Annotated in this window: 22 protein-coding genes and 1 riboswitch; of the genes, 5 read left to right on the top strand and 17 right to left on the bottom strand. The window is 73.0% G+C overall.

Annotation, left to right across the window (positions count from 1 at the left end; translation table 11 throughout):
* Window positions 1–95: 95 nt before the first annotated feature.
* Window positions 96–1,538 (bottom strand): metallophosphoesterase, encoded by a 1,443-nt coding sequence (locus ACIA8F_RS03340; protein WP_399376444.1) that lies wholly within the window; start codon window positions 1,536–1,538, stop codon window positions 96–98.
* Window positions 1,535–1,795: an SCO4848 family membrane protein gene (locus ACIA8F_RS03335; RefSeq protein WP_399376443.1), complete on the bottom strand. Its 261-nt coding sequence runs from the start codon at window positions 1,793–1,795 to the stop codon at window positions 1,535–1,537. The genes ACIA8F_RS03340 and ACIA8F_RS03335 overlap by 4 nt, the downstream gene beginning before the upstream one ends.
* A gap of 121 nt (window positions 1,796–1,916) precedes the next feature.
* Between ACIA8F_RS03335 and ACIA8F_RS03330 the strand changes: the two genes are divergently transcribed.
* Window positions 1,917–3,167 (top strand): D-alanyl-D-alanine carboxypeptidase family protein, encoded by a 1,251-nt coding sequence (locus tag ACIA8F_RS03330; protein WP_399376441.1) that lies wholly within the window; start codon window positions 1,917–1,919, stop codon window positions 3,165–3,167.
* Here the strand turns inward: ACIA8F_RS03330 and ACIA8F_RS03325 are convergent.
* From ACIA8F_RS03325 to glyA, 4 genes are all read right to left on the bottom strand, one after another.
* Window positions 3,115–4,119: a YihY/virulence factor BrkB family protein gene (locus ACIA8F_RS03325; protein WP_399376439.1), complete on the bottom strand. Its 1,005-nt coding sequence runs from the start codon at window positions 4,117–4,119 to the stop codon at window positions 3,115–3,117. The two genes, ACIA8F_RS03330 and ACIA8F_RS03325, sit on opposite strands and share 53 nt — an antisense overlap.
* Window positions 4,120–4,264: 145 nt before the next feature.
* Window positions 4,265–4,885 carry a 2'-5' RNA ligase family protein gene (locus ACIA8F_RS03320; protein ID WP_399376438.1) on the bottom strand — a complete coding sequence of 207 codons (621 nt, stop codon included), beginning with the start codon at window positions 4,883–4,885 and terminating at the stop codon, window positions 4,265–4,267.
* A gap of 140 nt (window positions 4,886–5,025) precedes the next feature.
* Window positions 5,026–6,039: a tryptophan--tRNA ligase gene (trpS, locus tag ACIA8F_RS03315; RefSeq protein WP_399376437.1), complete on the bottom strand. Its 1,014-nt coding sequence runs from the start codon at window positions 6,037–6,039 to the stop codon at window positions 5,026–5,028.
* Between the two features lie 404 nt (window positions 6,040–6,443).
* A complete protein-coding gene (gene glyA, locus ACIA8F_RS03310) occupies window positions 6,444–7,739 on the bottom strand; it encodes a serine hydroxymethyltransferase (RefSeq protein ID WP_399376436.1) in 1,296 nt (431 codons plus the stop codon).
* Window positions 7,740–7,774: 35 nt separating this feature from the next.
* Window positions 7,775–7,865: riboswitch (ZMP/ZTP riboswitch) on the bottom strand.
* 109 nt (window positions 7,866–7,974) lie between these two features.
* Here glyA and rocD point away from each other — a divergent pair.
* On the top strand, window positions 7,975–9,180 hold the full coding sequence (rocD, locus tag ACIA8F_RS03305) for an ornithine--oxo-acid transaminase (protein ID WP_383943906.1): 1,206 nt from the start codon (window positions 7,975–7,977) through the stop codon (window positions 9,178–9,180).
* Between the two features lie 87 nt (window positions 9,181–9,267).
* Here the strand turns inward: rocD and ACIA8F_RS03300 are convergent, their stop codons facing one another.
* Together ACIA8F_RS03300 and ACIA8F_RS03295 are read right to left on the bottom strand one after the other, a co-directional pair.
* Window positions 9,268–10,458, bottom strand: a complete 1,191-nt coding sequence (locus ACIA8F_RS03300) for a glutathionylspermidine synthase family protein (RefSeq protein WP_399376435.1) — start codon at window positions 10,456–10,458, stop codon at window positions 9,268–9,270.
* Window positions 10,459–10,464: 6 nt separating this feature from the next.
* Window positions 10,465–10,785 carry a hypothetical protein gene (locus ACIA8F_RS03295; RefSeq protein ID WP_399376434.1) on the bottom strand — a complete coding sequence of 107 codons (321 nt, stop codon included), beginning with the start codon at window positions 10,783–10,785 and terminating at the stop codon, window positions 10,465–10,467.
* A gap of 115 nt (window positions 10,786–10,900) precedes the next feature.
* On the opposite strand from ACIA8F_RS03295, the gene ACIA8F_RS03290 reads away from it, so the two are divergent.
* Window positions 10,901–11,740 (top strand): hypothetical protein, encoded by an 840-nt coding sequence (locus tag ACIA8F_RS03290; protein WP_399376629.1) that lies wholly within the window; start codon window positions 10,901–10,903, stop codon window positions 11,738–11,740.
* A 257-nt stretch (window positions 11,741–11,997) separates the two neighbouring features.
* Here ACIA8F_RS03290 and ACIA8F_RS03285 read toward each other — a convergent pair whose 3' ends face one another.
* A complete protein-coding gene (locus tag ACIA8F_RS03285; protein WP_399376432.1) occupies window positions 11,998–13,416 on the bottom strand; it encodes a PLP-dependent aminotransferase family protein in 1,419 nt (472 codons plus the stop codon).
* Window positions 13,417–13,462: 46 nt separating this feature from the next.
* Between ACIA8F_RS03285 and ACIA8F_RS03280 the strand changes: the two genes are divergently transcribed.
* The gene (locus tag ACIA8F_RS03280; RefSeq protein ID WP_399376431.1) at window positions 13,463–13,951 is read left to right on the top strand and encodes a carboxymuconolactone decarboxylase family protein; all 489 of its coding nucleotides are present in this window, start codon (window positions 13,463–13,465) and stop codon (window positions 13,949–13,951) included.
* Window positions 13,952–14,033: 82 nt separating this feature from the next.
* Here ACIA8F_RS03280 and ACIA8F_RS03275 read toward each other — a convergent pair whose 3' ends face one another.
* From ACIA8F_RS03275 to ACIA8F_RS03250, 6 genes are all read right to left on the bottom strand, one after another.
* Window positions 14,034–15,269 carry a hypothetical protein gene (locus ACIA8F_RS03275; RefSeq protein ID WP_399376430.1) on the bottom strand — a complete coding sequence of 412 codons (1,236 nt, stop codon included), beginning with the start codon at window positions 15,267–15,269 and terminating at the stop codon, window positions 14,034–14,036.
* 3 nt (window positions 15,270–15,272) lie between these two features.
* Entirely contained in the window at window positions 15,273–15,677 is a 405-nt protein-coding gene (locus ACIA8F_RS03270; RefSeq protein WP_399376429.1) for a hypothetical protein, read from the bottom strand.
* A complete protein-coding gene (locus ACIA8F_RS03265) occupies window positions 15,667–17,373 on the bottom strand; it encodes a hypothetical protein (protein ID WP_399376428.1) in 1,707 nt (568 codons plus the stop codon). Before ACIA8F_RS03265 ends, ACIA8F_RS03270 begins: the two co-directional genes overlap by 11 nt.
* Window positions 17,374–17,508: 135 nt before the next feature.
* Complete coding sequence (locus ACIA8F_RS03260; RefSeq protein ID WP_399376427.1) at window positions 17,509–18,498, bottom strand: malate dehydrogenase; 990 nt, start codon at window positions 18,496–18,498, stop codon at window positions 17,509–17,511.
* Window positions 18,499–18,772: 274 nt separating this feature from the next.
* Complete coding sequence (locus tag ACIA8F_RS03255) at window positions 18,773–19,363, bottom strand: DUF3017 domain-containing protein (protein WP_399376426.1); 591 nt, start codon at window positions 19,361–19,363, stop codon at window positions 18,773–18,775.
* Window positions 19,353–20,216: a bifunctional methylenetetrahydrofolate dehydrogenase/methenyltetrahydrofolate cyclohydrolase gene (locus ACIA8F_RS03250; RefSeq protein ID WP_399376425.1), complete on the bottom strand. Its 864-nt coding sequence runs from the start codon at window positions 20,214–20,216 to the stop codon at window positions 19,353–19,355. Before ACIA8F_RS03250 ends, ACIA8F_RS03255 begins: the two co-directional genes overlap by 11 nt.
* Before the next feature lie 275 nt (window positions 20,217–20,491).
* On the opposite strand from ACIA8F_RS03250, the gene ACIA8F_RS03245 reads away from it, so the two are divergent.
* Window positions 20,492–21,118 carry a hypothetical protein gene (locus ACIA8F_RS03245; protein ID WP_399376424.1) on the top strand — a complete coding sequence of 209 codons (627 nt, stop codon included), beginning with the start codon at window positions 20,492–20,494 and terminating at the stop codon, window positions 21,116–21,118.
* A 34-nt stretch (window positions 21,119–21,152) separates the two neighbouring features.
* Here ACIA8F_RS03245 and ACIA8F_RS03240 read toward each other — a convergent pair whose 3' ends face one another.
* A complete protein-coding gene (locus ACIA8F_RS03240; protein ID WP_399376423.1) occupies window positions 21,153–22,052 on the bottom strand; it encodes a helix-turn-helix transcriptional regulator in 900 nt (299 codons plus the stop codon).
* Window positions 22,053–22,285: 233 nt separating this feature from the next.
* Entirely contained in the window at window positions 22,286–23,866 is a 1,581-nt protein-coding gene (gene purH, locus ACIA8F_RS03235) for a bifunctional phosphoribosylaminoimidazolecarboxamide formyltransferase/IMP cyclohydrolase (RefSeq protein ID WP_399376422.1), read from the bottom strand.
* Window positions 23,867–23,871 lie beyond the last annotated feature (5 nt).

Below are 23,871 nucleotides of genomic sequence, written 5' to 3'. Positions count from 1 at the left end.
GTGCGACCAGATATCCGATTATCGGTCACATCCCATCATGGAATTTCGGCCGCGGGAAGGCCGATTCGTCGCGTGGCGCTGGAGGTTCGGGAGGTTCAGGCCTGATATGAGGCGAGTTCGACGACTGTGATGTCCGACGGCGCACCGACCCGGACCGGCGGTCCCCAGGCGCCCGCACCGCGCGAAACGTACAGCTGGGTGTCTCCGTAGCGCTCCAGCCCGGCGACGGTGGGATTGGCGAGCGCGGCGACGTACTCGCCGGGCCAGAGCTGCCCGCCGTGGGTGTGGCCGGAGAGCTGGAGGTCCGCCCCGTACCGGACGGCCTCGTCGATGACGATCGGCTGGTGGGCGAGGAGCACGGCGCTGCGGGTACGGTCCCGGTCGCCGAGGGCGGCCCGGAAGTCCGGGCCGTGGCCCTCGCTCTCGCCCGCGACGTCGTTGACCCCGGCGAGGTCGAAGTGCGGGAGCTCGCGGCGGGCGTTCTCCAGCGGGGTGAGGCCGAGCTCGCGGACGTGGTCGACCCACTGCTGAGCGCCGGAGAAGTACTCGTGGTTGCCGGTGACGAAGTACGAGCCGTGGCGCGAGCGGAGGCCGCGGAGCGGTTCGGCGGCGGGGCCGAGGTCCTCGACGCTGCCGTCGACGAGGTCGCCCACGACGGCGATGAGGTCGGGCTGCGTGCGGTTGATCGTGTCGACGATGCGGGTGGTGTGGGCGCGGCCCAGGATCGGGCCGAGGTGGATGTCGCTCACGACGGCGATGCGGAAGCCGTGGGCCGCGCGGGGCAGCTTCGCCAGGGGGACCTGGACCCGCTTGACGCGGGGGCCGCGCAGGACGCCGTACGTGCCGTAGCCGACGGTGCCGGCCGTGGCGGCGGCGGCCGTGCCGGCGACGATCCGCGCGAAGCGGCGGCGGCTGACGCCGGAGGTCCCCGTCGGGCCGGCCGTCGCCGGGCCGGCCGTCGTGGCGTGCTGACCGGCCGGGGCGGTGGGGTCGGCAGTGGCCGCGAGCGTGGCCTGCGGCGCGGTTCCCCTCCCCGCCCCTTCCCGGAACCGGGGCTCCGCCCCGGGCCCCGAGGGGTCCGCGCCTGCGGCCGGGGGGACGCCGGGGTGCTGCGCCCCGGGCGCCGCTGCGGCCTCGCCTTCGGCGGCCGGGGCGGCGTCGGGCTGCGCCCCGGAGCCCGGTCCGGCCGTGCCCGCGGAGGCGGCCCGGGCCGCGGCCCCGTTCGACCGGCGGAGCCATACCGCTCGGAGCGGTTCGGCGACCAGCATCGCCAGGGAGAGGTACAGGAGGACGGCGAGCCAGAGGTAGCCCGGCCAGGCGACCGTGCGCTCCAGCCAGAAGGGGGCTCCCGCGCGGCCCCCGACGAGGGCGGCCACGGACAGGAGCGGGAGCGCGAAGGCCAGGGCGGTGCCCGTGCGGCGGACCGCGCCGCCGGGGGCGGTGGTGTCGCGGACCAGGCGGATCCAGAGCCAGCGGTGCACCAGGACCAGGAGGGCCAGCACCAGCAGGGCCACGGCCGCGACGAGAAGGATCGTCACGCGCCCGTCTCCGTACGTGATTCACGCCGCAGTGCCCGCACCCCGAGCAACCCGATCACTCCGACGGCCGTCCCCAGGAGAAAGGACGCCACCGCCAGGAGAAGGTGGACCCAGAAGTACGCGGTCGGGTCCCCCGCGGCGTCGAAGGCCAGACCGCTGCCGTCCTTCCACAGGTTCCGGACGAAAGACACCCAGATGAACCAGCTCCACACTCCGAAGGCGAGCAGGAACCAGGAAGCGGCGCGACTGAGTCTCATGAGCCCAGTATCTGTTTCGTCCCCGGGACGGACGCGCCGGGGTGGGCTGTCCCGGCGGTGGTTGCGGCGGGTTGGCCGGTCCGTGCCGCTAAGCACAGCATCGGGATGTACTTTCACCTGCGTGTCTGCCAAGAAGACCGCGTTGACGGTCCTTTCCGCCGCGCTGCCCGCCCTGCTCGTCCCGGCGCTGCTGGCCTCGCCCGCCTACGCCGCGCCGACGCCGACACCGCCGGTGGACGGGAAGGGGCAGCCGCCCAAGGCGCCCGCGCCGCCCGCCTCGATGTCCACGGTCGGCGGCTCCGCGCTCGGGCAGCCCGGTACCCAGGTCAACCTGCTGCCCGGTGCTCCCGCGCTGCCCACGAGCCTGACGGGCCGTTCGTGGATCGTGGCCGATGCCGAGACCGGCGAGATCCTCGCCGCGCACAACGCGCACTGGCGGCTCCCCCCGGCCTCGACCATGAAGATGCTCTTCGCCGACACCGTGCTGCCGAGCCTGCCCAAGGACCAGGTCCACAAGGTCACCGACAAGGAGCTGGACGGGGTCGGGGCCGGCTCCAGCCTCGTGGGCATCAAGGAGGACGCCGAGTACAGCGTCCACGACCTGTGGCTCGGGGTGTTCCTGCGCTCCGGGAACGATGCCGTGCACGTCCTTTCGGCCATGAACGGCGGCGTCGAGAAGACCGTCAAGGACATGCAGGCGCACGCCGAGGAGCTCCAGGCCCTGGACACGCACGTGGTGTCCCCGGACGGCTACGACGCTCCGGGCCAGGTCTCCAGCGCGTACGACCTCACCCTCATCGCCCGCTCCGGTCTCCAGAAGGAGGACTTCCGGGAGTACTGCGGCACGGCCAGCGCGAAGTTCCCCGGCCGCCAGGAGCCGGGCAAGCCGCGGGAGACCTTCGAGATCCAGAACACCAACCGGCTGATGACCGGGGCCGGCGGCCTCTCCCCGTACAAGGGGATCGCCGGGGTGAAGAACGGCAACACCACGATGGCCGGCTCCACCTTCACCGGCGCCGCCCAGCAGGGCAACAAGAAGCTGCTGGTCACCGTGATGAACCCGGGGACCGGGGGCGCCAACTCCGTGTACGAGGAGACCGCCAACCTGCTGGACTGGGGTTTCGCGGCCGCCGGGAAGGTCAAGCCGGTGGGCGAGCTGGTGCCGCCGAAGAGCGCGGACACCACCTCCCACGGCTCCCCGGCCCAGTCCCACGAGAACAGCCCGTCGGCGTCCGGCGGGGACTCCGGCGGCGGGATCGGCACCGCCTTCGGCGTGGCGGGCGGGGTGCTGGCCGTGGTGGCCGGCGGGGCCTACGCCGTCAACCGGCGCTGGCCGCGGGGGCGCGGCCGCCGGTCTCGCGGCCAGGTGTAGCGGAGCCGGCGGGCTCCCGGGCCGCCGTCGGGTCCGGCTCTGCGCCGGGCTCGCGGTCCGGCTCCCGGCCCGGCTCGGGGTCCTCCACGCCGTCACCGTCGGCATCGTCCCGGCTCGCGGTCCACGCCGCGCAGAACAGCAGCAGCTTCGCCGTGAGGTTGATCCAGATCAGCAGGGCGATGGGCACGCCGAAGGCCCCGTACATGCTCTTCGTGGCGACCTCCCGCATGTAGCCGCTGAGCAGCAGCTTCAGGAGCTCGAAGCCGGCCGCGCCGAGGAGGGCCGCCTCGATCAGCCGGCGGCGGGGCGGTTCGACGCCCGGGAGCAGGGTCAGGACGTAGAGCAGGAGCAGGAAGGCGGCCACCACGCCGACGAGGAAGGCTCCGCCCCGCAGCAGGCCCCCGCCCGCGCCGTCGCGCGGCACGCCCAGCCAGTCGCCGGCCTTGCCGACCGCGGTGGAGCCGAAGATCGAGGCGGCGGCCGAGGCCAGGCCGACGCCGCCGAGGCCGATGAGCACCAGCGCGTCCTTGCCCTTGCGGACGAAGGGGTTGCCCTGGTCCTCGTCGTCCTTCTCCCACACGGCGCGCAGGCAGTCCCGCATGGAACCGATCCAGCCGATGCCGGTGAAGAGCAGGACGGCGGCGGCGATCAGCCCGACGGTGCCGGCGTTCGCGACGAGGGCGTTGATGTCGAGCTGGTCGGAGATGCCGGGGACCTGCTCGGTGAGGTTCTTCTGGAGCTTGTCGAGCTGGTCCTGGCTGAGCAGTCCGGCGCCGATCGCGGCGGCCACGGTGATCAGCGGGAAGAGGGCCAGGAAGCTGATGAAGGTGATGGCGGCGGCGAGCCGGCTCCAGTGCACGCGGTCGAGCCGCTGGTACGAACGCCACAGGTGGGTCCGCATCAGCGCGGACACCAGGGGTCCGATCAGTGGGAGTTTCGTCAGCCAGTCCATACGGTCACCGTAAATGAGCTGTCGTAAATAGCCGGGATTGCCGCTTTTGGGGACTACGGTCGTCGATTGTGACTTTTCGCCCGACGGCTCGGCCGTTCCATGCCCTGGTCCTGCGAAGGATCGGTTTCCGGTTCCGGTTCCTGCGTCAGGAACGGCGTACGGTCGCCTCGCCCGTGGCAGCCGCGCTGCTGTCCGTTGCCGAGCCGAGCTGCGCCGGGACGCCGCTCGCTCCACCGCTTGCCCCGTTGCCGAACGGATATTCACGCAGCTTGCGCCAGACTCCGTCCGAGCCCTGCTCGTAGAGGGCGAACCCGTTGCAGACCCACTGCGCCGCGTAGTCGGCGAGGCTGCTGAACGCCAGGTCCATCGCCTCCTCGGAGATCCCGTGGGCGACCGTGACGTGCGGGTGGTACGGGAAGGAGAGCTCCCGGCTGAGCGGCCCCTCCGGGTCGCGGACCTGGCCCTGGAGCCTGGTGCAGTCGGAGCCGCCCTCGACGACCTGGACGAAGACGACCGGCGAGAGGGGACGGAAGGTGCCCGTGCCGGCCAGCCGCATCACAAAGGACCGGCCCGCGGCCGCGACCTCCGCCAGGTGGGCGCGGATCCCGGGCAGCCGCTCCGCGGCCACCTCCGTCGGCGGTACGAGGGTGACGTGCGTGGGAATGCCGTGCGCGGCGGCGTCCCCGAAGCCGGCCCGCAGCTCCTGAAGGCTGCTGCCGTACGGCTCCGGGACCGCGATCGAAACGCCGAGCGTTACGGTCCCCACGTAGCTCTCCTCCGCCTGTAGTCCCTGTGCGTGGTCTGTGCTTCGCATGTGCTCCGCATGTGCGTCGCACGAGTGCTGCCGCCCCAGTGTGGCGGCAGCACCCCCCAGATCGCCAGGGCCCTCTTTCCCTTGCGTGCCCGTCAGTGCTTCGCGGGCAGGAAACCGAGGTGGTCGTAGGCCTGCGCCAGGGTCTCGGCGGCGACCGCCCTGGCCTTCTCCGCGCCCTTGGCCAGCAGGGAATCCAGGGTCTCCGGGTCGTCCAGGTACTCCTGGGTGCGCTGCTTGAAGGGTGTGACGAAATCGACCATCACACCGGCCAGGTCGGTCTTGAGCGCACCGTAGCCCTTGCCCTCGTACGCGGCCTCCAGCGCCGGGATCGACTCGCCCGTGAGGGTGGAGTAGATCGTGAGCAGGTTGCTGACGCCGGGCTTGTTCTCCGCGTCGAACCGGACAACGGCCTCGGTGTCGGTGACCGCGCTCTTGATCTTCTTCTCGGTGGCCTTGGGCTCGTCGAGGAGGTTGATCAGGCCCTTGGGCGAAGAGGCCGACTTCGACATCTTGATCGCCGGGTCCTGGAGGTCGTAGATCTTCGCGACCTCCTTGACGATGTGCGCGGCCGGCAAGGTGAAGGTCTTCCCGAAGCGCTGGTTGAAGCGCTCGGCCAGGTCCCGGGTCAGCTCGATGTGCTGACGCTGGTCCTCGCCGACGGGGACGGAGTTCGCCTGGTAGAGCAGGATGTCGGCGACCTGCAGGATCGGGTACGTGAACAGGCCGACGGTGGCGTTGTTGGCGCCGTTCTTCGCGGACTTGTCCTTGAACTGGGTCATCCGGCTGGCCTCGCCGAAACCGGTGATGCAGTTCATGACCCAGCCGAGCTGCGCGTGCTCGGGCACGTGGCTCTGGATGAAGAGCGTGCAGCGCTCGGGGTCGAGACCGGCGGCGAGGAGCTGCGCCGCGGAGAGCCGGGTATTGGCGCGCAGATCCTTCGGATCCTGCGGCATGGTGATCGCGTGCAGGTCGACGACCATGTAGAAGGCGTCGTGCGTCTCCTGCAGGGCGACGTACTGCCGGATGGCTCCGAGATAGTTCCCGAGGTGGAACGAACCGGAGGTGGGCTGGATGCCGGAGAGCGCGCGAGGACGATCAGAAGCCATGCCCCCATTCTCTCAGGTGTGACCCCGGGCTCGGCCCCGCCACTGGCCGGAACCCGGCGGGTCCCGCCCCCCGCACCCGGCCCCCGCCCGGGTACCGCCCGGTAGCCCCCCGTCCGGATCTTGCCTCGGCCGAGCGACCGCTTTCCGTCCGGGTCAGGAGGTGTGCCGCTGCGCGGGGCTTCGCGGGCGCCGCCCACACCCGCGCCTCAAACGCCGGCGGGACTGGATTTTGGCAGGCGCCGGTCCGCACGTTCAGGCTGACGCCGGGCAATTCCAGCCTCGCCGGCGTTTGAGGCGCGGGGTCCGGGGCGGAGCCCCGGGAGGGGTCCGGGCGCAGCCCGGGGAACGGGCGAAGGGCGGGTAGGGGACGGCCCCCGCAGGGACCGCCCCCCGCCCGGGACGGGTCAGGCGACGGGGAGGCCCGGGGCCGGGAAGGCGGCCATGAGGGCGGCGACCTCGGCCCGGACCGTGCCGAGGGCAGCCTCATCGCCGAGGGCGGCCGCGGAGACCGCCCCCGCGATCCAGTCGGCGACCACCGGCATGTGCTCGACGCCGAGCCCCCGCGACGTCAGCGACGGCGTACCGATCCGGATCCCCGACGGGTCGAACGGCTTGCGCGGGTCGAACGGCACCGTGTTGTAGTTCACGACGATCCCGGCCCGGTCCAGCGCCTTCGCCGCGATCTTGCCGGACACCGACTTCCCGGTGAGGTCGATCAGGATCAGGTGGTTGTCCGTACCGCCCGAGACCAGGTCGAAGCCCCGCTCCAGCAGCGCCGCGGCCAGCGCCTTCGCGTTGGCCACGACCGCGTGCGCGTACGACACGAACGAGGGCTGCGCAGCCTCGTGCAGCGCCACCGCGATACCGGCCGTCGTCTGGTTGTGCGGGCCGCCCTGGAGGCCCGGGAAGACCGCCTTGTCGATGGCCTTCGCATGCTCCTCGCGGCACATCAGCATCGCGCCGCGCGGACCGCGCAGGGTCTTGTGGGTGGTCGTGGAGATCACGTCCACGTGGCCCGCCGGGGACGGGTGGGCGCCGCCCGCGATCAGGCCGGCGATGTGCGCCACGTCGGCGACGAGCACCGAGCCCGCCTCCTTCGCGATCGAGGCGAACGCCTCGAAGTCGATCGTGCGCGGGAGCGCCGTACCGCCGCAGAAGATCAGCTTGGGCCGCTCGGCGAGCGCGAGGTCCCGTACGGCGTCGTAGTCGATGAGGCCATTCGTTTCAGGATCCGCAGTCGCCTGGACCCCGTACTGCACGCCGCGGAACCAGGAGCCCGTCGCCGAGACCCCCCAGCCGTGCGTCAGGTGCCCGCCCATCGGCAGCGCCATGCCCATCACCGTGTCGCCGGGCTTCGCGAAGGCCAGGTAGACGGCGAGGTTGGCGGGCGAGCCGGAGTACGGCTGCACGTTGGCGTGGTCGACTCCGAAGAGGCCCTTGGCCCGCTCCACGGCCAGTGCCTCGATGCGGTCGATGTTCTGCTGGCCCTCGTAGTACCGGCGGCCCGGGTAGCCCTCGCTGTACTTGTTCTGCAGCACGGTGCCGGAGGCCTCCAGCACGGCCGAGGACACGTAGTTCTCGCTCGGGATGAGGCGCAGGGTCTGCGCCTGGAGGGTTTCCTCGGCGGCGACGAAGGACGCCAGCTCGGGGTCGGTCGCGAGGAGGGCGGGGTGGCGGTACGGGTGGTGGTTCGCGCTCATGGCGGTTCCTCCGGGGTCGATGTCGGATCTCGTCCCCGCGAGGCCCAGGCGAGCGGCCCTGTGTGCGGTCGTGCGCGCACGGCTCCCCCGGAGTTGGTTCTCCGTGCGCCAGTCGCCGTGCGTGTCCGACACCTTAGCGGGCGCGCCGCAGATGAGGTTTCTCCGTCCGGTATTCGAGCGAGGATGGACAGTGACGCCACCCTCGTCACCGGCTTGACGGACGATCGGAGACCCCGTGTCGACAACTGCTGATGCCATCCGCTCCGCCGACGCGCACAGCGCGCACAACTACCACCCCCTGCCCGTCGTCGTCGCCACCGCCGAAGGCGCGTGGATGACCGACGTGGAGGGGCGTCGCTATCTCGACATGCTCGCCGGGTACTCCGCGCTGAACTTCGGCCACGGCAACCGGCGGCTGCTCGACGCCGCCCGCGCCCAGCTGGAGCGGGTCACCCTGACCTCCCGCGCCTTCCACCACGACCGCTTCGCGGACTTCTGTACCGAGCTCGCGGCGCTGTGCGGCAAGGAGGCCGTGCTGCCCATGAACACCGGGGCGGAGGCCGTGGAGACGGCGGTGAAGACCGCCCGCAAGTGGGGGTACGAGGTCAAGGGCGTACCGGACGGCCACGCCAAGATCGTGGTGGCGGCCGACAACTTCCACGGCCGGACCACGACCATCGTGTCGTTCTCCACCGACCACGAGGCCCGCGACCACTTCGGCCCGTACACCCCCGGCTTCGAGATCGTCCCGTACGGGGACCTCACCGCGCTCGCCGCCGCCGTCACCTCCAACACCGTGGCCGTGCTCCTGGAGCCGATCCAGGGCGAGGCCGGCGTCCTCGTGCCGCCCGCCGGATACCTGAAGGGCGTACGGGAACTGACGCGCGAGCGGAACGTCCTGTTCATGGCCGACGAGATCCAGTCGGGCCTGGGCCGCACCGGCCGGACCTTCGCGTGCGAGCACGAGGGGGTCGTCCCCGACGTGTACATCCTCGGCAAGGCGCTGGGCGGCGGGGTCGTGCCCGTCTCGGCGGTGGTGGCCGACCGCGACGTGCTCGGCGTGTTCAGGCCCGGCGAGCACGGCTCCACCTTCGGCGGCAACCCGCTGGCCTGCGCCGTGGCCCTGGAGGTCATCGCGATGCTGCGCACCGGCGAGTACCAGCAGCGCGCCACCGAGCTCGGCGACCACCTGCACCGCGAACTGAACCTGCTGGTCGGCGGCGGTGCGGTGACCGCCGTACGGGGCCGCGGGCTGTGGGCGGGCGTGGACATCGACCCGGCGCGCGGCACCGGCCGGGAGATCTCCGAGAAGCTGATGGGGCTCGGGGTGCTCGTCAAGGACACGCACGGCTCGACGATCCGGATCGCACCGCCGCTGGTGATCTCCAAGGAGGACCTGGACTGGGGGCTGGACCAGCTCAGGTCGGTCCTCGGCGCCTAGGGGGTGTCCTGGCCGTCGGCCGGGTACGGCCACCGGGGCGGCGCCGGACGGCCGCCTCCCCGGTGGGGGCGGCCTCCCGGACGACGGCTAGAGGATGACGTGGGGCAGGAAGCGGGCGTACTCGTCCGTGACCGGTCCCGCCGATTCGCGGATGCCCAGGCCCGCCGCCTCGTCCTCGACCACCCACGCGCCGAGCACCACCCGGTTGCCGTCGAAGTCGGGGAGCGGGGCGAGGCCCTGGAAGACGTAGGTCTCGTCCTCCTCCGGTGCGAACGGCTCGCCGCCGACCGGGTGCAGGGTGACGCCCGCGCCCTCGCGCCCCAGCAGCGGCTTCGCCGCGTAGCCGGTGGTCGTGGCGAGCTCGCGCGGGCCGTCCAGGTAGGCGGGCAGCAGGTTCGGGTGCTCCGGGAAGAGCTCCCACAGGACCGCCAGCAGCGCCTTGTTGGAGAGCAGCATCTTCCACAGGGGCTCGATCCAGGCGGTGGTGCCGGAGCCGCCGCCGTGGTCGTACGTGCCGAGTACCTGCGGGGCGAACTCGTCGGTGGCCAGCCACTCCCACGGGTAGAGCTTGAAGATCGCGCGGATGAAGCCGAGCTTCTCGTCCACGAACCGGCCGGACAGGCTGTCCCAGCCGATCTGCTCCACCGACAGCTCACGGGTCTCGATGCCGGCCTGCTCGGCGGTCTCCTGGAGGTAGGCGACCGTCATCAGGTCCTCGCCGAGCTCGTCGGTCTCGGAGTGCGCGAAGTGCAGCGGTCCGGCCGGCAGCAGCTCCGCCTGGCGCCGCCAGGCGTCGACGAGCCGCTCATGCAGGGAGTTCCACTGGTCGGCGCCGGGGAAGCGCTCCTCCATCCAGAACCACTGCGGACCGGCCGCCTCCACGAGGGAGGTGGGGGTGTCGGCGTTGTACTCCAGCAGCTTGGCGGGGCTCCCGGAGCCGTCGTAGCGCAGGTCGAAGCGGCCGTAGAGCGAGGGCTGTTCGGCGCGGCGCCGCCAGGACTCGGCGATCAGCGCGGCGAGCTTCGGGTCGGTGATCCCGAGGTCGGCGAAGCGGTCGTGGTCGACGATGTGCTGGGCCGCCGCCAGGCACATGGCGTGCAGCTCCTCGACGACGTTCTCCAGCGCCTCGATCTCGGGCAGGGTGAAGGAGTAGTACGCGCTCTCGTCCCAATAGGGGCGCAGGGAGTCGTCGGGGTAGCGGGTCAGGGGGTAGATCAGCCCCTGCTCCTCGACGGTCTTCTGCCAGTCGGGGCGGGGCTCGATGGTGTGGCGCTTCACCCTGGATCAGCCGCCCGAGGAGCTCTTGTGGCCGCCGATGCCGCCGCGGGTGACGGCGGACTTGTCGAAGCTGCCGCCGCTGACCCTGTTCTTCGTGACGCTGCCGCCGTAGTAGTACGCGCCGCGGCCGCCGCTCTTGCACTCCTTGGAGTTCAGCTTCTCCATGGTGGCGCGGTCCGCGCAGCGCTTGTCGGGCTCGTTGCTGCTCCCGCAGGCCACCAGGGCGGCGGCGAGCAGGCCCATGCCGCCGAGGGCGACGGTGCCGGAGCGCATGCGGCGCTTGGTGCGCGCGGAATCGGTACTGCTGGTGCTACTGCTGCTGTCCATGGATGGTTCGCTCCCCCTGGGTGGCCGGCTGCGGACAGACTAGAACGGCCGCCCCGGCCGACGGAATCCGGCCGACGCGGGATCCGTGACCTAGAGTCGGTTCGTGCTCATTGGGATGATTTGCGCGCTCGGTGCGGCGGTCTGCTTCGGCACGGCGTCGGTCCTGCAGGCCGTGGCGGCGCGGGCGGCGGAGCCGGGGACGGGCTCCGGCGTCGACACCGCCCTCCTCCTGAGGGCGCTGCGCCAATGGCGCTATCTCGCCGGCCTGGGGCTGGACGGGGTCGGCTTCGTCTTCCAGATCATCGCCCTGCGGCACATCCCGATCTACGCGGTGGGCGCCGCCCTCGCCGCCAGCCTCGCGGTGACCGCGGTGGTCGCGGCGCGGCTGCTGAAGGTGCGGCTGAGCGGCATGGAGTGGGGCGCGGTCGCGGTCGTGTGCGCGGGGCTGGTGATGCTCGGGCTGGCGTCCGGGGAGGAGGGCTCGGGGAAGGGCACGCCGGCGCTGAAACTGGGGCTGCTGGCGGTGGCCGGGCTGGTGCTGGTGGTCGGGGCCGTGGCGGGCGGACTGCCGGACCGCAGCCGGGCCCTGACGCTGGGTCTGGCCGCCGGAACCGGCTTCGGGGTGGTGGAGGTGGCGGTCCGGCTCATCGACGGCATCTCCCTCTCCGCCCTGGCGAACCCGGCGTTCTACGCGCTGCTGCTCGGCGGCGGCTCCGCGTTCCTGCTGCTCACCTCGGCACTGTCGCGGGGCTCGGTGACCACGGCGACGGCCGGCATGGTGCTCGGCGAGACGATCGGCCCGGCGGTGGTGGGCGTGGCCTGGCTGGGCGACCGCACCCGCGAGGGCCTGACCTGGCTGGCGGTCGCGGGCTTCGCGGTGGCCGTGGCCGGCTCCCTCGCCCTGGCCCGCTTCGGCGAACCCCCGGCGGAGCCGGTCCGGCCGCCCGCCGCTTGAGGGCGGGGCCCGGGCGCAGCCCGGTGTCCCTGGGGCTCCGCCCCAGACCCCGCTCCTCAAACGCCGGAGGGGCTGGATTTCCCGGACCGCCGTCCGTCACGTGCGGGCCCGGACCACCAGCGGTCACGTGCGCGCCGACGCCCGCACGATCCAGTCCGTCCGGCGTTCCAGGACCGGGTCCGTGTCCGGGGCCGGGTCCGGGCGGAGCCCGGGGAACGGTGGAAGGGCGGGTAGGGGACGGCCCCGCAGGGCACCCGTCACGGCAGGGACGCCACCAGCGCGGCCAGCGTCGGCGCCCACGCGCTCTGGGACGGCGTCCCGAAGCCCACGACCAGCGCCTCGCGCACGGGCATCACCGCCGCCGGATGCCGGAAGAAGGACAGCGGCTGCAGCCCCAGGTCCTGCCAGGCGGCCGACCGCAGCGCCGCCCGCTCCCCACCCGGCCCCAGATCGAGCACCGCATGCAGCCCGGCGGCGATGCCGGAGACCGCCGCCCGGTCCCCGACCGCCGCGACCAGCTCGTCGCGCCGCCGCCGGTAGCGCAACCGCATCTCCCGCACGTGCCGGTCGTACGCCCCCGACCGGATGAACTCCGCGAGCGTCAGCTGGTCCAGCGCGCTGGAGCTCCAGTCGGTCCGGCCCTTCACCGCGAGCACCTCCTCCATCAGCGGTCCGGGCAGCACCATCCAGCCCATGCGCAGCCCCGGCGCCAGGGACTTGCTGGCCGTACCCAGGTACACCACCCGGTCCGGGTCCAGTCCCTGGAGCGCGCCGACCGGCTGGCGGTCGTAGCGGAACTCGCCGTCGTAGTCGTCCTCCAGGATCAGCGCGCCCGTGGACCGCGCCCAGTCCACCGCCGCCGCCCGCCGCCCGGGCGTCAGCGCGGCGCCCGTCGGGAACTGGTGCGCCGGCGTCAGCAGCACCGCACCGGCGCCCGAACCGGCCAGCTCGGTGGTGCGGGCCCCGGCCCCGTCCACCGCCAGCGGCCGCGTGCGCAGCCCGGCGCCGGTCAGCAGCTCCCGGTGCACGTCCAGCCCGTACCCCTCCACCGCGATCTCCCGGATCCGCCGTGCGCGCAGCATCCGCGAGAGCAGCAGCAGGCCCTGGCCGAAGCCCGCGCACAGCACGATGTGCTCGGGGTCCGCGTACACCCCGCGGGCCCGCGCCAGGTACCCGGCGAGCACTTCGCGCAGCTCCACCCGGCCGCGCGGGTCCGCGTACCCGAAGGCCTCGTTCGGGGCCTCGGTCAGCGCCCGCCGGGCCGCCGCGAGCCAGGCGGCGCGCGGGAAGCCGCCCAGGTCCGGGGAACCGGGCTTCAGGCTGTACGAGGTCTGCGCGCGCACGGGGCGCCGTACGGTCACGGCCGCCGCGGGACGCCGCGCCCCGCCGCCGGTCCCCGCCCCGATCCGGGCCCGCTCCGCGACCCGGGTCCCGGAGCCCCGGCGCGCGGTGAGCCAGCCTTCGGCGACGAGCTCGGCGTAGGCCTCGGCGACGGTGTTGCGGGCGATCCCGAGATCCGCCGCGAGGGTGCGCGAGGAGGGCAGCCGGGTCCCGGGGGCCAGCCGCCCGCTGCGCGCGGCCTCGCGCAGCGCCTCGGTCAGCCCGGCCCGGACACCGCGCCCCGGGACCGGTTCCAGATGCAGGTCGGCGCCGAAAGTGGCCCACGATTCGGTCATGGAAATGGACCATATACGTGGGCCGCCTGCCTCCTAGGCTGATGCCATGACCCACACGGAGAAGGCACCCGAACACACCCCCCGCATGCAGCTCGCGAAGCTCGCCCCGGAGTTCTACAAGGCCGCCGTGGCCCTGGACGCGGCCGCCGCGAAGGGCCTGGACCCGGCGCTGGTCGAGCTCGTCAAACTGCGCGCCTCGCAGATCAACCACTGCGCCTTCTGCATCGACATGCACTCCAAGGACGCCCTCGCGGCGGGCGAGGACGTGGAGCGGCTGCTGCTGCTCGGCGCCTGGGAGGAGTCGCGGCACTTCTACACGGAGAAGGAGCTCGCCGCGATCGAGCTGACGGAGGCCGTGACCGTCCTGACCGACGGTTTCGTTCCCGACGAGGTCTACGAGCGGGCCGCGAAGCACTTCGAGGAGAAGGAGCTGGCCCAGGTGATCGCCCTGATCGCCGCGATCAACGTCTGGAACCGCATCGGCGTCACCACCCGCCTGACCCCGGGGCGCTACACCCCGGGCATGTACAAGTGACGGTTCCCGCCCCCTGAGGGGTGTTCCCCGGTCAGGAGCGGTGCAGTGAGGCGTGGATGCGGGTCCGTGGCCGCCCGCCCCGTCAGCCGCCCGTGGGGCGGAAGGCGGTCAGGGCGGCCTTGTGGTGGGCCTGGGTGAGCGTCCAGTCGGCCGACGGGCCGGCTGTGAGGACGGCCCACTTCTTGCCGTCCCCGGCGACGAAGACCCGTTCCACGCCGCGGCGTCGGCCGTGGGACTCCGCGCTGTCGTACTCGTAGACCAGCTCGCCGCCCTCGGGGGCGTCCGGCGCCGGTCCGACCCGGATCTCCTGGTAGCCGGTGGTCTGGGCGCGCAGGTAGGTGGAGGCGCCCTGGACCGCGGCGAGCGGGGTCAGTTCGGGCTCGCTGACCTGGAAGACCTGGATCAGGGCAGTGCGGTCGGGAGAGCGGTAGAAGACCCCCGAGGCGGCCTCCTCGCGGAGCCACCCGGCGGGCACGGCGACGGTGAACCCCTTCGCGTCGCGCACGGTCTCGTGGGCGGGGTCGCTGCCGCTCGGGCTGGGCGTGGGGGTCGGGCTGCCGCTGTCCGTCGGGGACGGGGAGGAGCGGGTGGCCGAGGGGGTCGGTGACCCCTCGGCGCTCGACACGGGGCCCGAGGCCGTCGGTCCCGCCTGCGCGGGCTGCTCGCCGGTGTCCCGCGCCACGAACCACACGGCGGCGGCGCCGAGCGCGAGCGCGGCCACCGCGACGGCCGCCGTGGTCGGCGTCAGCCACCGGCCGCCGGCCCGCGGGGGCGGGGGCGGTACGGGGTACGCCTGCTGTACGGGCTGCGGGTGCGGATAGGTGGGGTACGGGTAGCGGTACGCGTCCTGCTCCGACCCCGCCGGGCCGTACCCGCCCGGCCCGTACTCCCCCGGGCCGGGCTGCGGGGCAGGCTCGTAGCCCGGAGCCGGGGCAGGGGCTGGGGCCGGAGCCGGTCCTGAGGCCGGCTCGTAGCCCGGAGCCGGGGCAGGGGCAGGGGCCGGTCCTGAGGCCGGCTCGTAGCCCGGAGCCGTGCCCGGACCGGATGCCGCGCCGGGGTCGTGTCCCGGGGCGGAGCCGGGCGCCGGAGGCTGACCCGGGGCGGGTGCGTACCCCGGCGGCGGAGCCGGCTGCGCGGGCGGGCCCGGGTTCTGGGCCGGAGGCGCGGGCGAGGCCGGCTGTGCGGGCGGAGCCGGGTTCTGGGCCGGAGGCGCGGGCGGGCCCTGGGGCGGGGTCGGCTGTGCGGGGGGCGGCTCGGCGGGGTCCGTGACCCAGCGTTGGGTGGCGGGGTCCCAGCGGGGGGCGTTCTGCGGGGGCACGGATCAGCCTCCCAGGGTGGTCAGGAGCCCGGCCAGGGCGGTGGCGGCGCTGACCGAGTCCACCAGCGGAGCCCAGCGTTCCAGGGCTCCGCGGAGCCGGGTGACCAGGCCGGGCCGGATCTCCTCGGCCCCTTCCAGTCCCTCCGCGACCCCGTCCAGTTCGGCGTCGAGCGCCGCCCTGTCCGCACCGCGCGGCAGCCGTACGAGGGCCGCGCGCAGCTCCAGTACGGCGTCGAGGAGGGCCTGCGGCCCGACGGTCTCCGCCCCCGCTCCCCCGTGGTGCACGGTGTTGGTGTGGTTGCTGCCGCCGATGCTGAACGCGCTGCCCGTGACCCCGCCGATGCGGACCGAGGGCTCCTGCCCGGCCGCGCCCGCGTCCGTACCCGTAACGCCGTCTTCAACTGCCACCGGTACTCCTCTTGATCTTGGTGCTGTTGGTGTTGTTGCTGCCGCCGACGCTGAAGGAGCTGTGGTTCACCGACTGGATGAACACCCCGCCCTCGGCGACGTTGACCGCGCGCTCGGCGAACTCCTCGGTGTGCCAGCCCGCTTCGTGCAGCGCGACGACGACGCCCCCGACGACCCGGTCCTGGATGGTCTTCAGGAAGCGGTCGAGGTCCATCAGGTGGAACAGCGAGCCGTTGTCCTCGGAGGCCAGGTCGCGCACCGACACCCGCGGCCCCTCGGGCCGTGCCCCGCCGTGGCCGCCGGTGACGATCCGCCACCAGCTCGCCAGCCCGCGGCCGAGCGTGGCCGCGGAGGCCACGAGGGAGCCGGGGGTGTTGCGCAGGGCCCAGACGGCCTTGCCGAACCCGTTGTTGTTGCGGTAGCGCTGGGCGTCCGCGTCCGCGTTGTGGAAGTCGGTCCGGACGGGCAGCAGCACGTGCGGGGCCACCTCCAGCATCATCATCCCGCCCTGCGTGTGGACCCGTACGAAGACGGTGACGACGAGGTTCTCCTCCCAGCCGCCCACCCGTACGCGCAGGAAGTGCCGGCGGCGCTCGCCGCCCTCCTCGATGGCGGCGGCCCGCTGCTCGCCGAACTGGCCGTGCACCACCTGCGCGGTGTCCCGGTGCGGCAGCCCGCTCGCGGGCAGGAACACGCACTCGTCCAGGACCAGTTCGCGCAGCCGGTCCCCCACGGCGGCGGCCTGCTCCGGGGAGCCGTGCGGGGAGGGCACCCGCAGGCGTTCCAGCAGCGGAACGATCCGCGCCAGGATGTGGGAGTTGGTGACCGGGACGGGCTTGCGGTCGGGGCCGAGGCCCTCGCGCGGGCGCAGTTCCACGGACAGCTGCCAGGGCCGGAAGGGATCACCCGCTCCGCAGAACGGGTCGTTGACGTCGTACATGATCATCGGCGCGTGCTGCTCGGCCCTGATGCGCTGGCGGACCCGCTGGAAGCGGGCCCCGTCGGCCGCTTCGGCCTGGTCGTTCGCGTGGTCGGCGTAGCGGCGCTCGGCGAGGTCGGTGGCGATGGTCCGGTAGACGTGTCCGCGCTGGAGCCCCACGACGGTGACCACCCCGGCGAAGACCACCGGCAGCCACCACAGGACGGCCGTGCCCTCCACCTCGCCGCCGGTCGGGGCGAACGGCAGGGCGCCGTCCCCGCCCAGCGCGTCCAGGACGCCGAACGGCGCGAACCCGCCGAAGCCGAGGAGCAGCAGGACGATGACCAGCGCCCACCAGACGTAGATCCGCAGGATCACGGACAGGAAGCGCAGCACCGGGACGTTCCGGGCGCGCAGCCAGTCGGCGAGGCTCAGCAGCAGGAAGGGCACGATCAGCGCGGCGAGGACGCCGCCCGTGAGCAGGGAGCCGACGAACCAGGCTCCGAGGACCCAGGCGGCCCAGCCGAGTTCGGCGCGGCGGGCGCGCAGCGCGTGGGCGAGGACCCGGGAGGCGTCGTAGCCGTAGGAGGGGGCGACGATCCGTTCCTCGTGAACGTACAGCTCGTCGATGACCCGGTCGCGGTACGCGGCGTCGAGGTACGTTCCCGCGCACAGGAAGCGGCCGGCCTCGCTGAGGGAGGGGTGCACCGGGGGGCGGCCGGCGGAGGGACCGGCCCAACTGCCGCCGGGCTGCCGGGGAATCGCGTTCTCGGTCACCGACCGACCCTAGGGTCCGCCTCCATGCGGCGACAGAAAGATTCACGCCAAACGCCCCGGCCAGGTTTGGCCGGGGCGTTTCGGTGTTCGTACCGCTCGTACGGGGGCCTGCGCGGCCGGACCGTACGGGAGCGATCAGATCAGGCCGAGCTCGCGCACCGCGTCGCGCTCCTCGACGAGTTCCTGCACGGACGCGTCGATGCGCGCACGGGAGAACTCGTTGATGTCCAGGCCCTGGACGATCTCGTAGCGGCCGTCCTTGGTGGTGACCGGGAAGGAGGAGATGATGCCCTCCGGGACGCCGTAGGAGCCGTCCGACGGGATGCCCATGGAGGTCCAGTCGCCCGCGGCGGTGCCGTTGACCCACGTGTGCACGTGGTCGATGGCGGCGTTGGCGGCCGAGGCGGCCGAGGACGCGCCGCGGGCCTCGATGATCGCCGCGCCGCGCTTGGCGACGGTCGGGATGAACTCGTCCGACAGCCAGGCCTGGTCGTTGACCAGCTCGGCGGCGTTCTTGCCGGCGATCTCCGCGTGGAAGATGTCCGGGTACTGGGTCGCCGAGTGGTTGCCCCAGATGGTCAGGCGCTTGATGTCGGAGACGGCGGCGCCGGTCTTGGCGGCCAGCTGCGAGATCGCGCGGTTGTGGTCCAGGCGGGTCATCGCGGTGAAGCGCTCGGCCGGTACGTCCGGGGCGGCGGCCTGCGCGATGAGCGCGTTGGTGTTGGCCGGGTTGCCCACGACCAGGACCTTGATGTCGTCCGCGGCGTTCGCGTTGATCGCGGCGCCCTGCGGCTTGAAGATGCCGCCGTTGGCGGAGAGCAGGTCACCGCGCTCCATGCCCTTGGTGCGCGGGCGGGCGCCGACCAGCAGCGCGACGTTGGCACCCTCGAAGCCCTTGTTCGGGTCGTCGAAGATGTCGATGCCGGCGAGCAGCGGGAAGGCGCAGTCGTCGAGCTCCATGGCGGTGCCCTCGGCGGCCTTCATGCCCTGAGGGATCTCCAGAAGACGGAGCTTGACCGGCACGTCCGCGCCGAGCAGGTGGCCGGAGGCGATGCGGAAGAGCAGCGCGTAGCCGATCTGGCCGGCGGCGCCGGTGACGGTGACATTCACGGGAGTGCGGGTCATGGCCTTCTCCGTTAGACAGCTGGCGGTGGGGCGTCCCTGCCCCATGTGCTGGGAGGACGCCGCTCCGTGGCCCAGTAAATCTTGACGTGAAGAGACATCCGCCGTCAGGCTATCCGACCCAGGACCACCCCAATCCCCCGCCCCGTGTGGCGCGGGGCACACGGGGCGTCCGGCGGGGGCTCCCGGAGGGCCGGTCCGCCCCTTTCGGACCGCCCCTTTCGGATCTCGTGCGGATCGTGCCGGTACGGGCCCGGCACCCTCCGCAAGGGACGGCCTAGCGGACCGTGAAACGGACCGCCGTCTCCAGGAAGGGGATGTTCAGCCACGGCTTGGGTTCCATCACCAGGGCGAGCAGCGTGATCGCCACGCCCAGCAGGCCGTACGTGACCATGTCCGTGAAGCGGGAGCGCACCGCGAGCATGCCCACGGACGGCAGCAGCCGGCGCATCACCGAACCCGCGATCATCGCGATCCCGATCAGCAGGCAGCCGACGCGCGGATGGCCCACGGCGGTGAGCAGCAGTCCGGCCGCCGTCGCGGCCAGGACGGCCAGCATCGGCCACTGCCGGGCCGGAGCCGGGGCGTCGCCGGGCGCGGCCCGGCCGCCGCCCTCGGGGCGCGCGGTGTCCAGGGTGACGGAGGGGAAGCGGCGCGACCGGGCCCCGTCCTGCTCCTCGCCGTCCTCGGTCCCGGGCCCGGGCTCGGGGTCGGGCCCCGGGCTCCGTCGTCCGCCGGCTTCGCCCTTCCTGGCCCAGCTCGGCACCGGGCGCAGGCCCGCGGAGGCGGCGGCCGCGGCGGGACCGGCGGCCGGGGCGGGTTCGGGGACGGTGCCGGGATCCGGCTCCCGCTCCCGCTCAGCCGGCACGGGGAACCGCCCGCTCGGCGGCCTCGACCACGTTGACGAGCAGCTGCGCCCGGGTCATCGGGCCGACGCCGCCCGGGTTCGGGGAGATCCAGCCGGCCACGTCCGCGACCCCGGGGTGCACGTCCCCGACGATCTTGCCGTTCTCGTCGCGGCTGACGCCGACGTCGAGCACGGCCGCGCCCGGCTTCACGTCCTCGGGCTTGACCAGGTGCGGCACACCCGCCGCGGCGACGACGATGTCCGCCTGGCGGAGCAGCCCGGACAGGTCGCGGGTGCCGGTGTGGCAGAGGGTCACGGTCGCGTTCTCGGACTTGCGGGTGAGCAGCAGGCCGATGGAGCGGCCGACGGTGATCCCGCGGCCGAGGACGACCACGTGCGCGCCGTTGATCTCGACCTCGTGGTGGCGCAGCAGCTGGACGATCCCGTACGGGGTGCACGGCAGCGGGCCCGGCTCGTTGAGGACCAGCCTGCCGAGCGACATCGGGTGCAGGCCGTCGGCGTCCTTCGCCGGGTCCATGAGTTCCAGGACGCGGTTGGTGTCGATGCCCTTGGGGAGCGGGAGTTGCACGATGTAGCCGGTGCACTCCGGGTTGGCGTTCAGCTCCCGCACGACCTCCTCGATGTCCTCCTGGGAGGCGGTCGCGGGCAGTTCGCGCTGGATCGAGGCGATGCCGACCTCGGCGCAGTCCTTGTGCTTGCCGTTGACGTACCAGCGGCTGCCCGGGTCGTCGCCGACCAGCAGGGTGCCGAGGCCGGGGGTGATGCCCCGGGCCTTGAGCGCCGCCACGCGGGCGGTCAGTTCGGACTTGATCGCGGCTGCGGTGGCCTTGCCGTCGAGAATCTGGGCAGTCATGGACCCATCCTCCCGGATGGAGCGGCCGCGGATCCAGTCGCGGCCCCTGCGCCCCGCCTGCGCCTTGCATTCGTCCTGCATTCGTCCCGCATTCGTTGCACTTGCACAACAAGTGCCGGGCGGACGGCGTCCCCGCTGGACAACCCCGGTCCGGCCCGACGACGATGCGGGGAACGTAGTGCCGCGGGCAGTGCCGGGGGGCGGGCCGCACGATCTGCAGTGACTCCTCCGCGCGTGCCGTGCGTCCCCGCACTTCCACGGAGGAACGACCCCAGATGAGCTTCGGCGACCCGAACAACCCGTACGCGCAGCAGCCGCAGGGTGGCCAGCCCGCCTACGGCTACCCCCCGCAGGCCCCCCAGGCCACCCCGGCCCAGGGCGGCTACGCCTACCCGCAGCAGGCCTACCCCGGCTACCCGGGCTCGCCGATGCCGATGCCGGGCGGGGCCAAGGGGGCCCGGGTCGTCCTCTTCATCCTCGGCGGGCTCCAGGCCCTGTTCGGGCTGCTGATCGGGGTCGGCGGCGCACTCTTCGCCACCGCGCTCTCCGATTCCGGTACCAGCTCCGGTGACATCGGCACCCTCGCGGGCGGGGTCGCCGTCATCGGCGGCATCATCCTCGTCGGCTTCTCCCTGTGGCCGATCCTGACCGCCGCCAAGCTGGGCAAGGGCCGCGGCGGCGTCCGGGTCTCCGGCATCATCTACGGCTCGCTCCAGGTCCTCTTCTCCCTGGGCAGCCTGATCGTCAACATCGTGACGCTCAGCGGTCTGCAGGAGTCCGTCGGCACGCCCCTGCTGGCCTCGGTGATCCCCGGCGTGATCTCGCTCGGCCTGGGCCTGTGGATCCTCATCGGCCTGGCCAACTCGGCCTCCGGCGCCTACTTCAGCCGCCCGCAGTACTGACCCGCAGCCGGGTCACCGGTGTGCGCCGCGGTGCCTACGGCCGCGCACCGGTGAGCACGGCGCGCGGATCCGGCGCCTTCGCGGCGAGGATCCGCAGGGCCGCCTCCGCGGGGGAACCGGGCTCGGCGGTGTACATGATCAAGGTCTGGTCGGGGTCGTCGGGCAGGCTGAGGCTCTCGTAGGCGAGCGTGAACTCCCCAGCCTGCGGATGGCGCAGGTGGTAGCCGCCGTGCGTCTTCTCCCGCACCTCCTGGAGCTCCCACAGGCGCGTGAACTCTTCGCTGCGCGCGGAGAGTTCGGCCACCAGCCGGGCGAAGGCCGGATCCTGCGGATGCCGGCCGCGGTCGAGGCGGAGGTAGCCGACCAGATCGCGGGCCTTGGTCTCCCAGTTCACGAACCGGCCGCGCGTCTCCTCGTGCAGGAACACCAGCCAGGCCTTGTTGCGCTGCTCCTCCGGGACCGTCGAGAAATCGGTGATCAGCGTGGCGAACAGCGGGTTCCAGGCCAGGACGTCGGTGCGGCGGCCCACGATGAAGGCGGGCGTACCGGGCATCGACGCCAGCAGCTGGAGCAGGCCCGGCCGCACCCGCTGCACCCGCTGCACGGCCGGAGCGCCCGTCGTACGGGAGGCGCCGGACGCCGTGCGCACGAGGCGGTGGAGGTGGCCCGTCTCGGTCTCGTCCAGCCGCAGCGCGCCGGCCACGGCCCCCACCACGGCGTCCGAGACGTTGGCGGCGCGGCCCTGCTCGAAGCGCACGTAGTAGTCGACGCTCACGCCCGCGAGCTGGGCGAGCTCCTCCCGGCGCAGGCCCGGTACGCGGCGGCGCTCGCCGAAGGGCCGCAGCCCCACGTCCTCGGGCCGCAGCCGGGCCCTGCGGGAGCGCAGGAACTCCCCGAGCTCGCTCCTGCCGTTCCCCTGGTCCGACTGCACCACGGCCCCTCCCCCGTTGGTTCTGCCCGTGTGGTCATGAGATCCGTGGTCATGAGATCCGTGGTCATCGAGACCACCGGCGCGGGCCGGGGGCCCGTACGCCCCGCGTGACGGGAGCGGCCGTACACGCGGCGAAGGCCGCGATCCGCACTGCTGCGGGTCGCGGCCTTCGCCGCGTACGTCGGCCGTCAGGCGTCGGCCGTCAGGCGTCAGCCGTCAGCCGTCAGCCGTCGGGCTCAGTGGAAGAAGTGACGGGTCCCGGTGAGGTACATCGTCACGCCCGCCGCCTTCGCGGCCTCGATGACCAGCTCGTCGCGCATCGAACCGCCCGGCTGGACCACGGCCTTGATGCCGGCGGCCGTCAGGATGTCCAGCCCGTCCGCGAAGGGGAAGAAGGCGTCGGAGGCGGCGAACGAGCCCCGCGCGCGCTCGGCGCCGGCCCGCTCGACGGCCAGCTTCGCGGAGTCCACACGGTTGACCTGGCCCATGCCGACGCCGACCGAGGCGCCGTCCTTGGCGAGCAGGATCGCGTTGGACTTGACGGCGCGGCAGGCCTTCCACGCGAAGGCGAGGTCGGCGAGCTCGTCGGCGGAGAGGGCCTCGCCGGTGGCGAGCGTCCAGTTCGCCGGGTCGTCGCCCTCGGCCTGGACGAGGTCGCTCTGCTGGAGCAGCACGCCGCCGGAGATCGGCTTGAGCTCGCCCGGCTGGTGCGGGTGGCCCTCGACCTTCAGGACGCGGATGTTCTTCTTCCTCGCGAGGACCTCGACGGCGCCCGGCTCGAAGTCGGGGGCCACGATGACCTCGGTGAAGATCTCCGCGACCTGCTCGGCGAGCTCGACGCTCACCGGGCGGTTGACGGCGATGACCCCGCCGAAGGCGGAGGCCGTGTCGCAGGCGTGCGCCTTGCGGTGGGCCTCGGCGACGTCCTTGCCCACCGCGATGCCGCACGGGTTGGCGTGCTTGATGATCGCGACGCAGGGCTCTTCGTGGTCGTAGGCGGCGCGGCGGGCCGCGTCGGTGTCCACGTAGTTGTTGTAGGACATCTCCTTGCCGTGCAGCTGCTCGGCGTTGGCGAGCCCGCCCGGCTGTCCGTCCGTGTACAGCGCGGCCGCCTGGTGCGGGTTCTCGCCGTAGCGGAGGGTGGACTTGCGCTCCCAGGCGCCGGCCAGGAACTCGGGCAGGACGGCCTCCGGCTCGGGGGCGTACGCGTTCGTGAACCAGGAGGCCACGGCCACGTCGTACGCGGCGGTGTGCTGGAAGGCCTCGGCCGCGAGCCGCTTGCGGGCGGTGAGGTCGAAACCGCCGCCCTGCGCGGCGGCGAGCACCGCGTCGTAGCGCGCCGGGCTGGTGACCACGGCCACCGAGGGGTGGTTCTTGGCGGCGGCGCGAACCATCGAGGGACCGCCGATGTCGATCTGCTCCACGCACTCGTCCGGGGTCGCGCCCGACTGGACGGTCGCGAGGAACGGGTAGAGGTTGACGATCACCAGGTCGAAGGGCTCGACGCCCAGCTCGGCGAGCTGGTTGCGGTGGTCCTCCAGGCGCAGGTCGGCGAGGATGCCGGCGTGCACGCGCGGGTGCAGGGTCTTGACCCGGCCGTCCAGGCACTCGGGGAAGCCGGTCAGCTCCTCGACCTTGGTGACGGGCACCCCGGCGGCGGCGATCTTCGATGCGGTGGAGCCGGTCGAGACGAGCGCGACACCCGCCTCGTGCAGACCGCGGGCCAGCTCTTCCAGTCCCGTCTTGTCGTACACGCTGATGAGCGCGCGCCGGATCGGGCGCTTCGACGCGGCGAGGTCCTCGCCCTCTGCGGTCACGGTCT

Origin of the sequence: Streptomyces sp. NPDC051563 (assembly GCF_044454225.1) — a bacterium.
Taxonomy (GTDB): Bacteria; Actinomycetota; Actinomycetes; order Streptomycetales; family Streptomycetaceae; genus Streptomyces.
The sequence above is the reverse complement of the archived record's forward strand: the minus strand, read 5'-3'. Positions and strand labels throughout refer to the sequence as shown.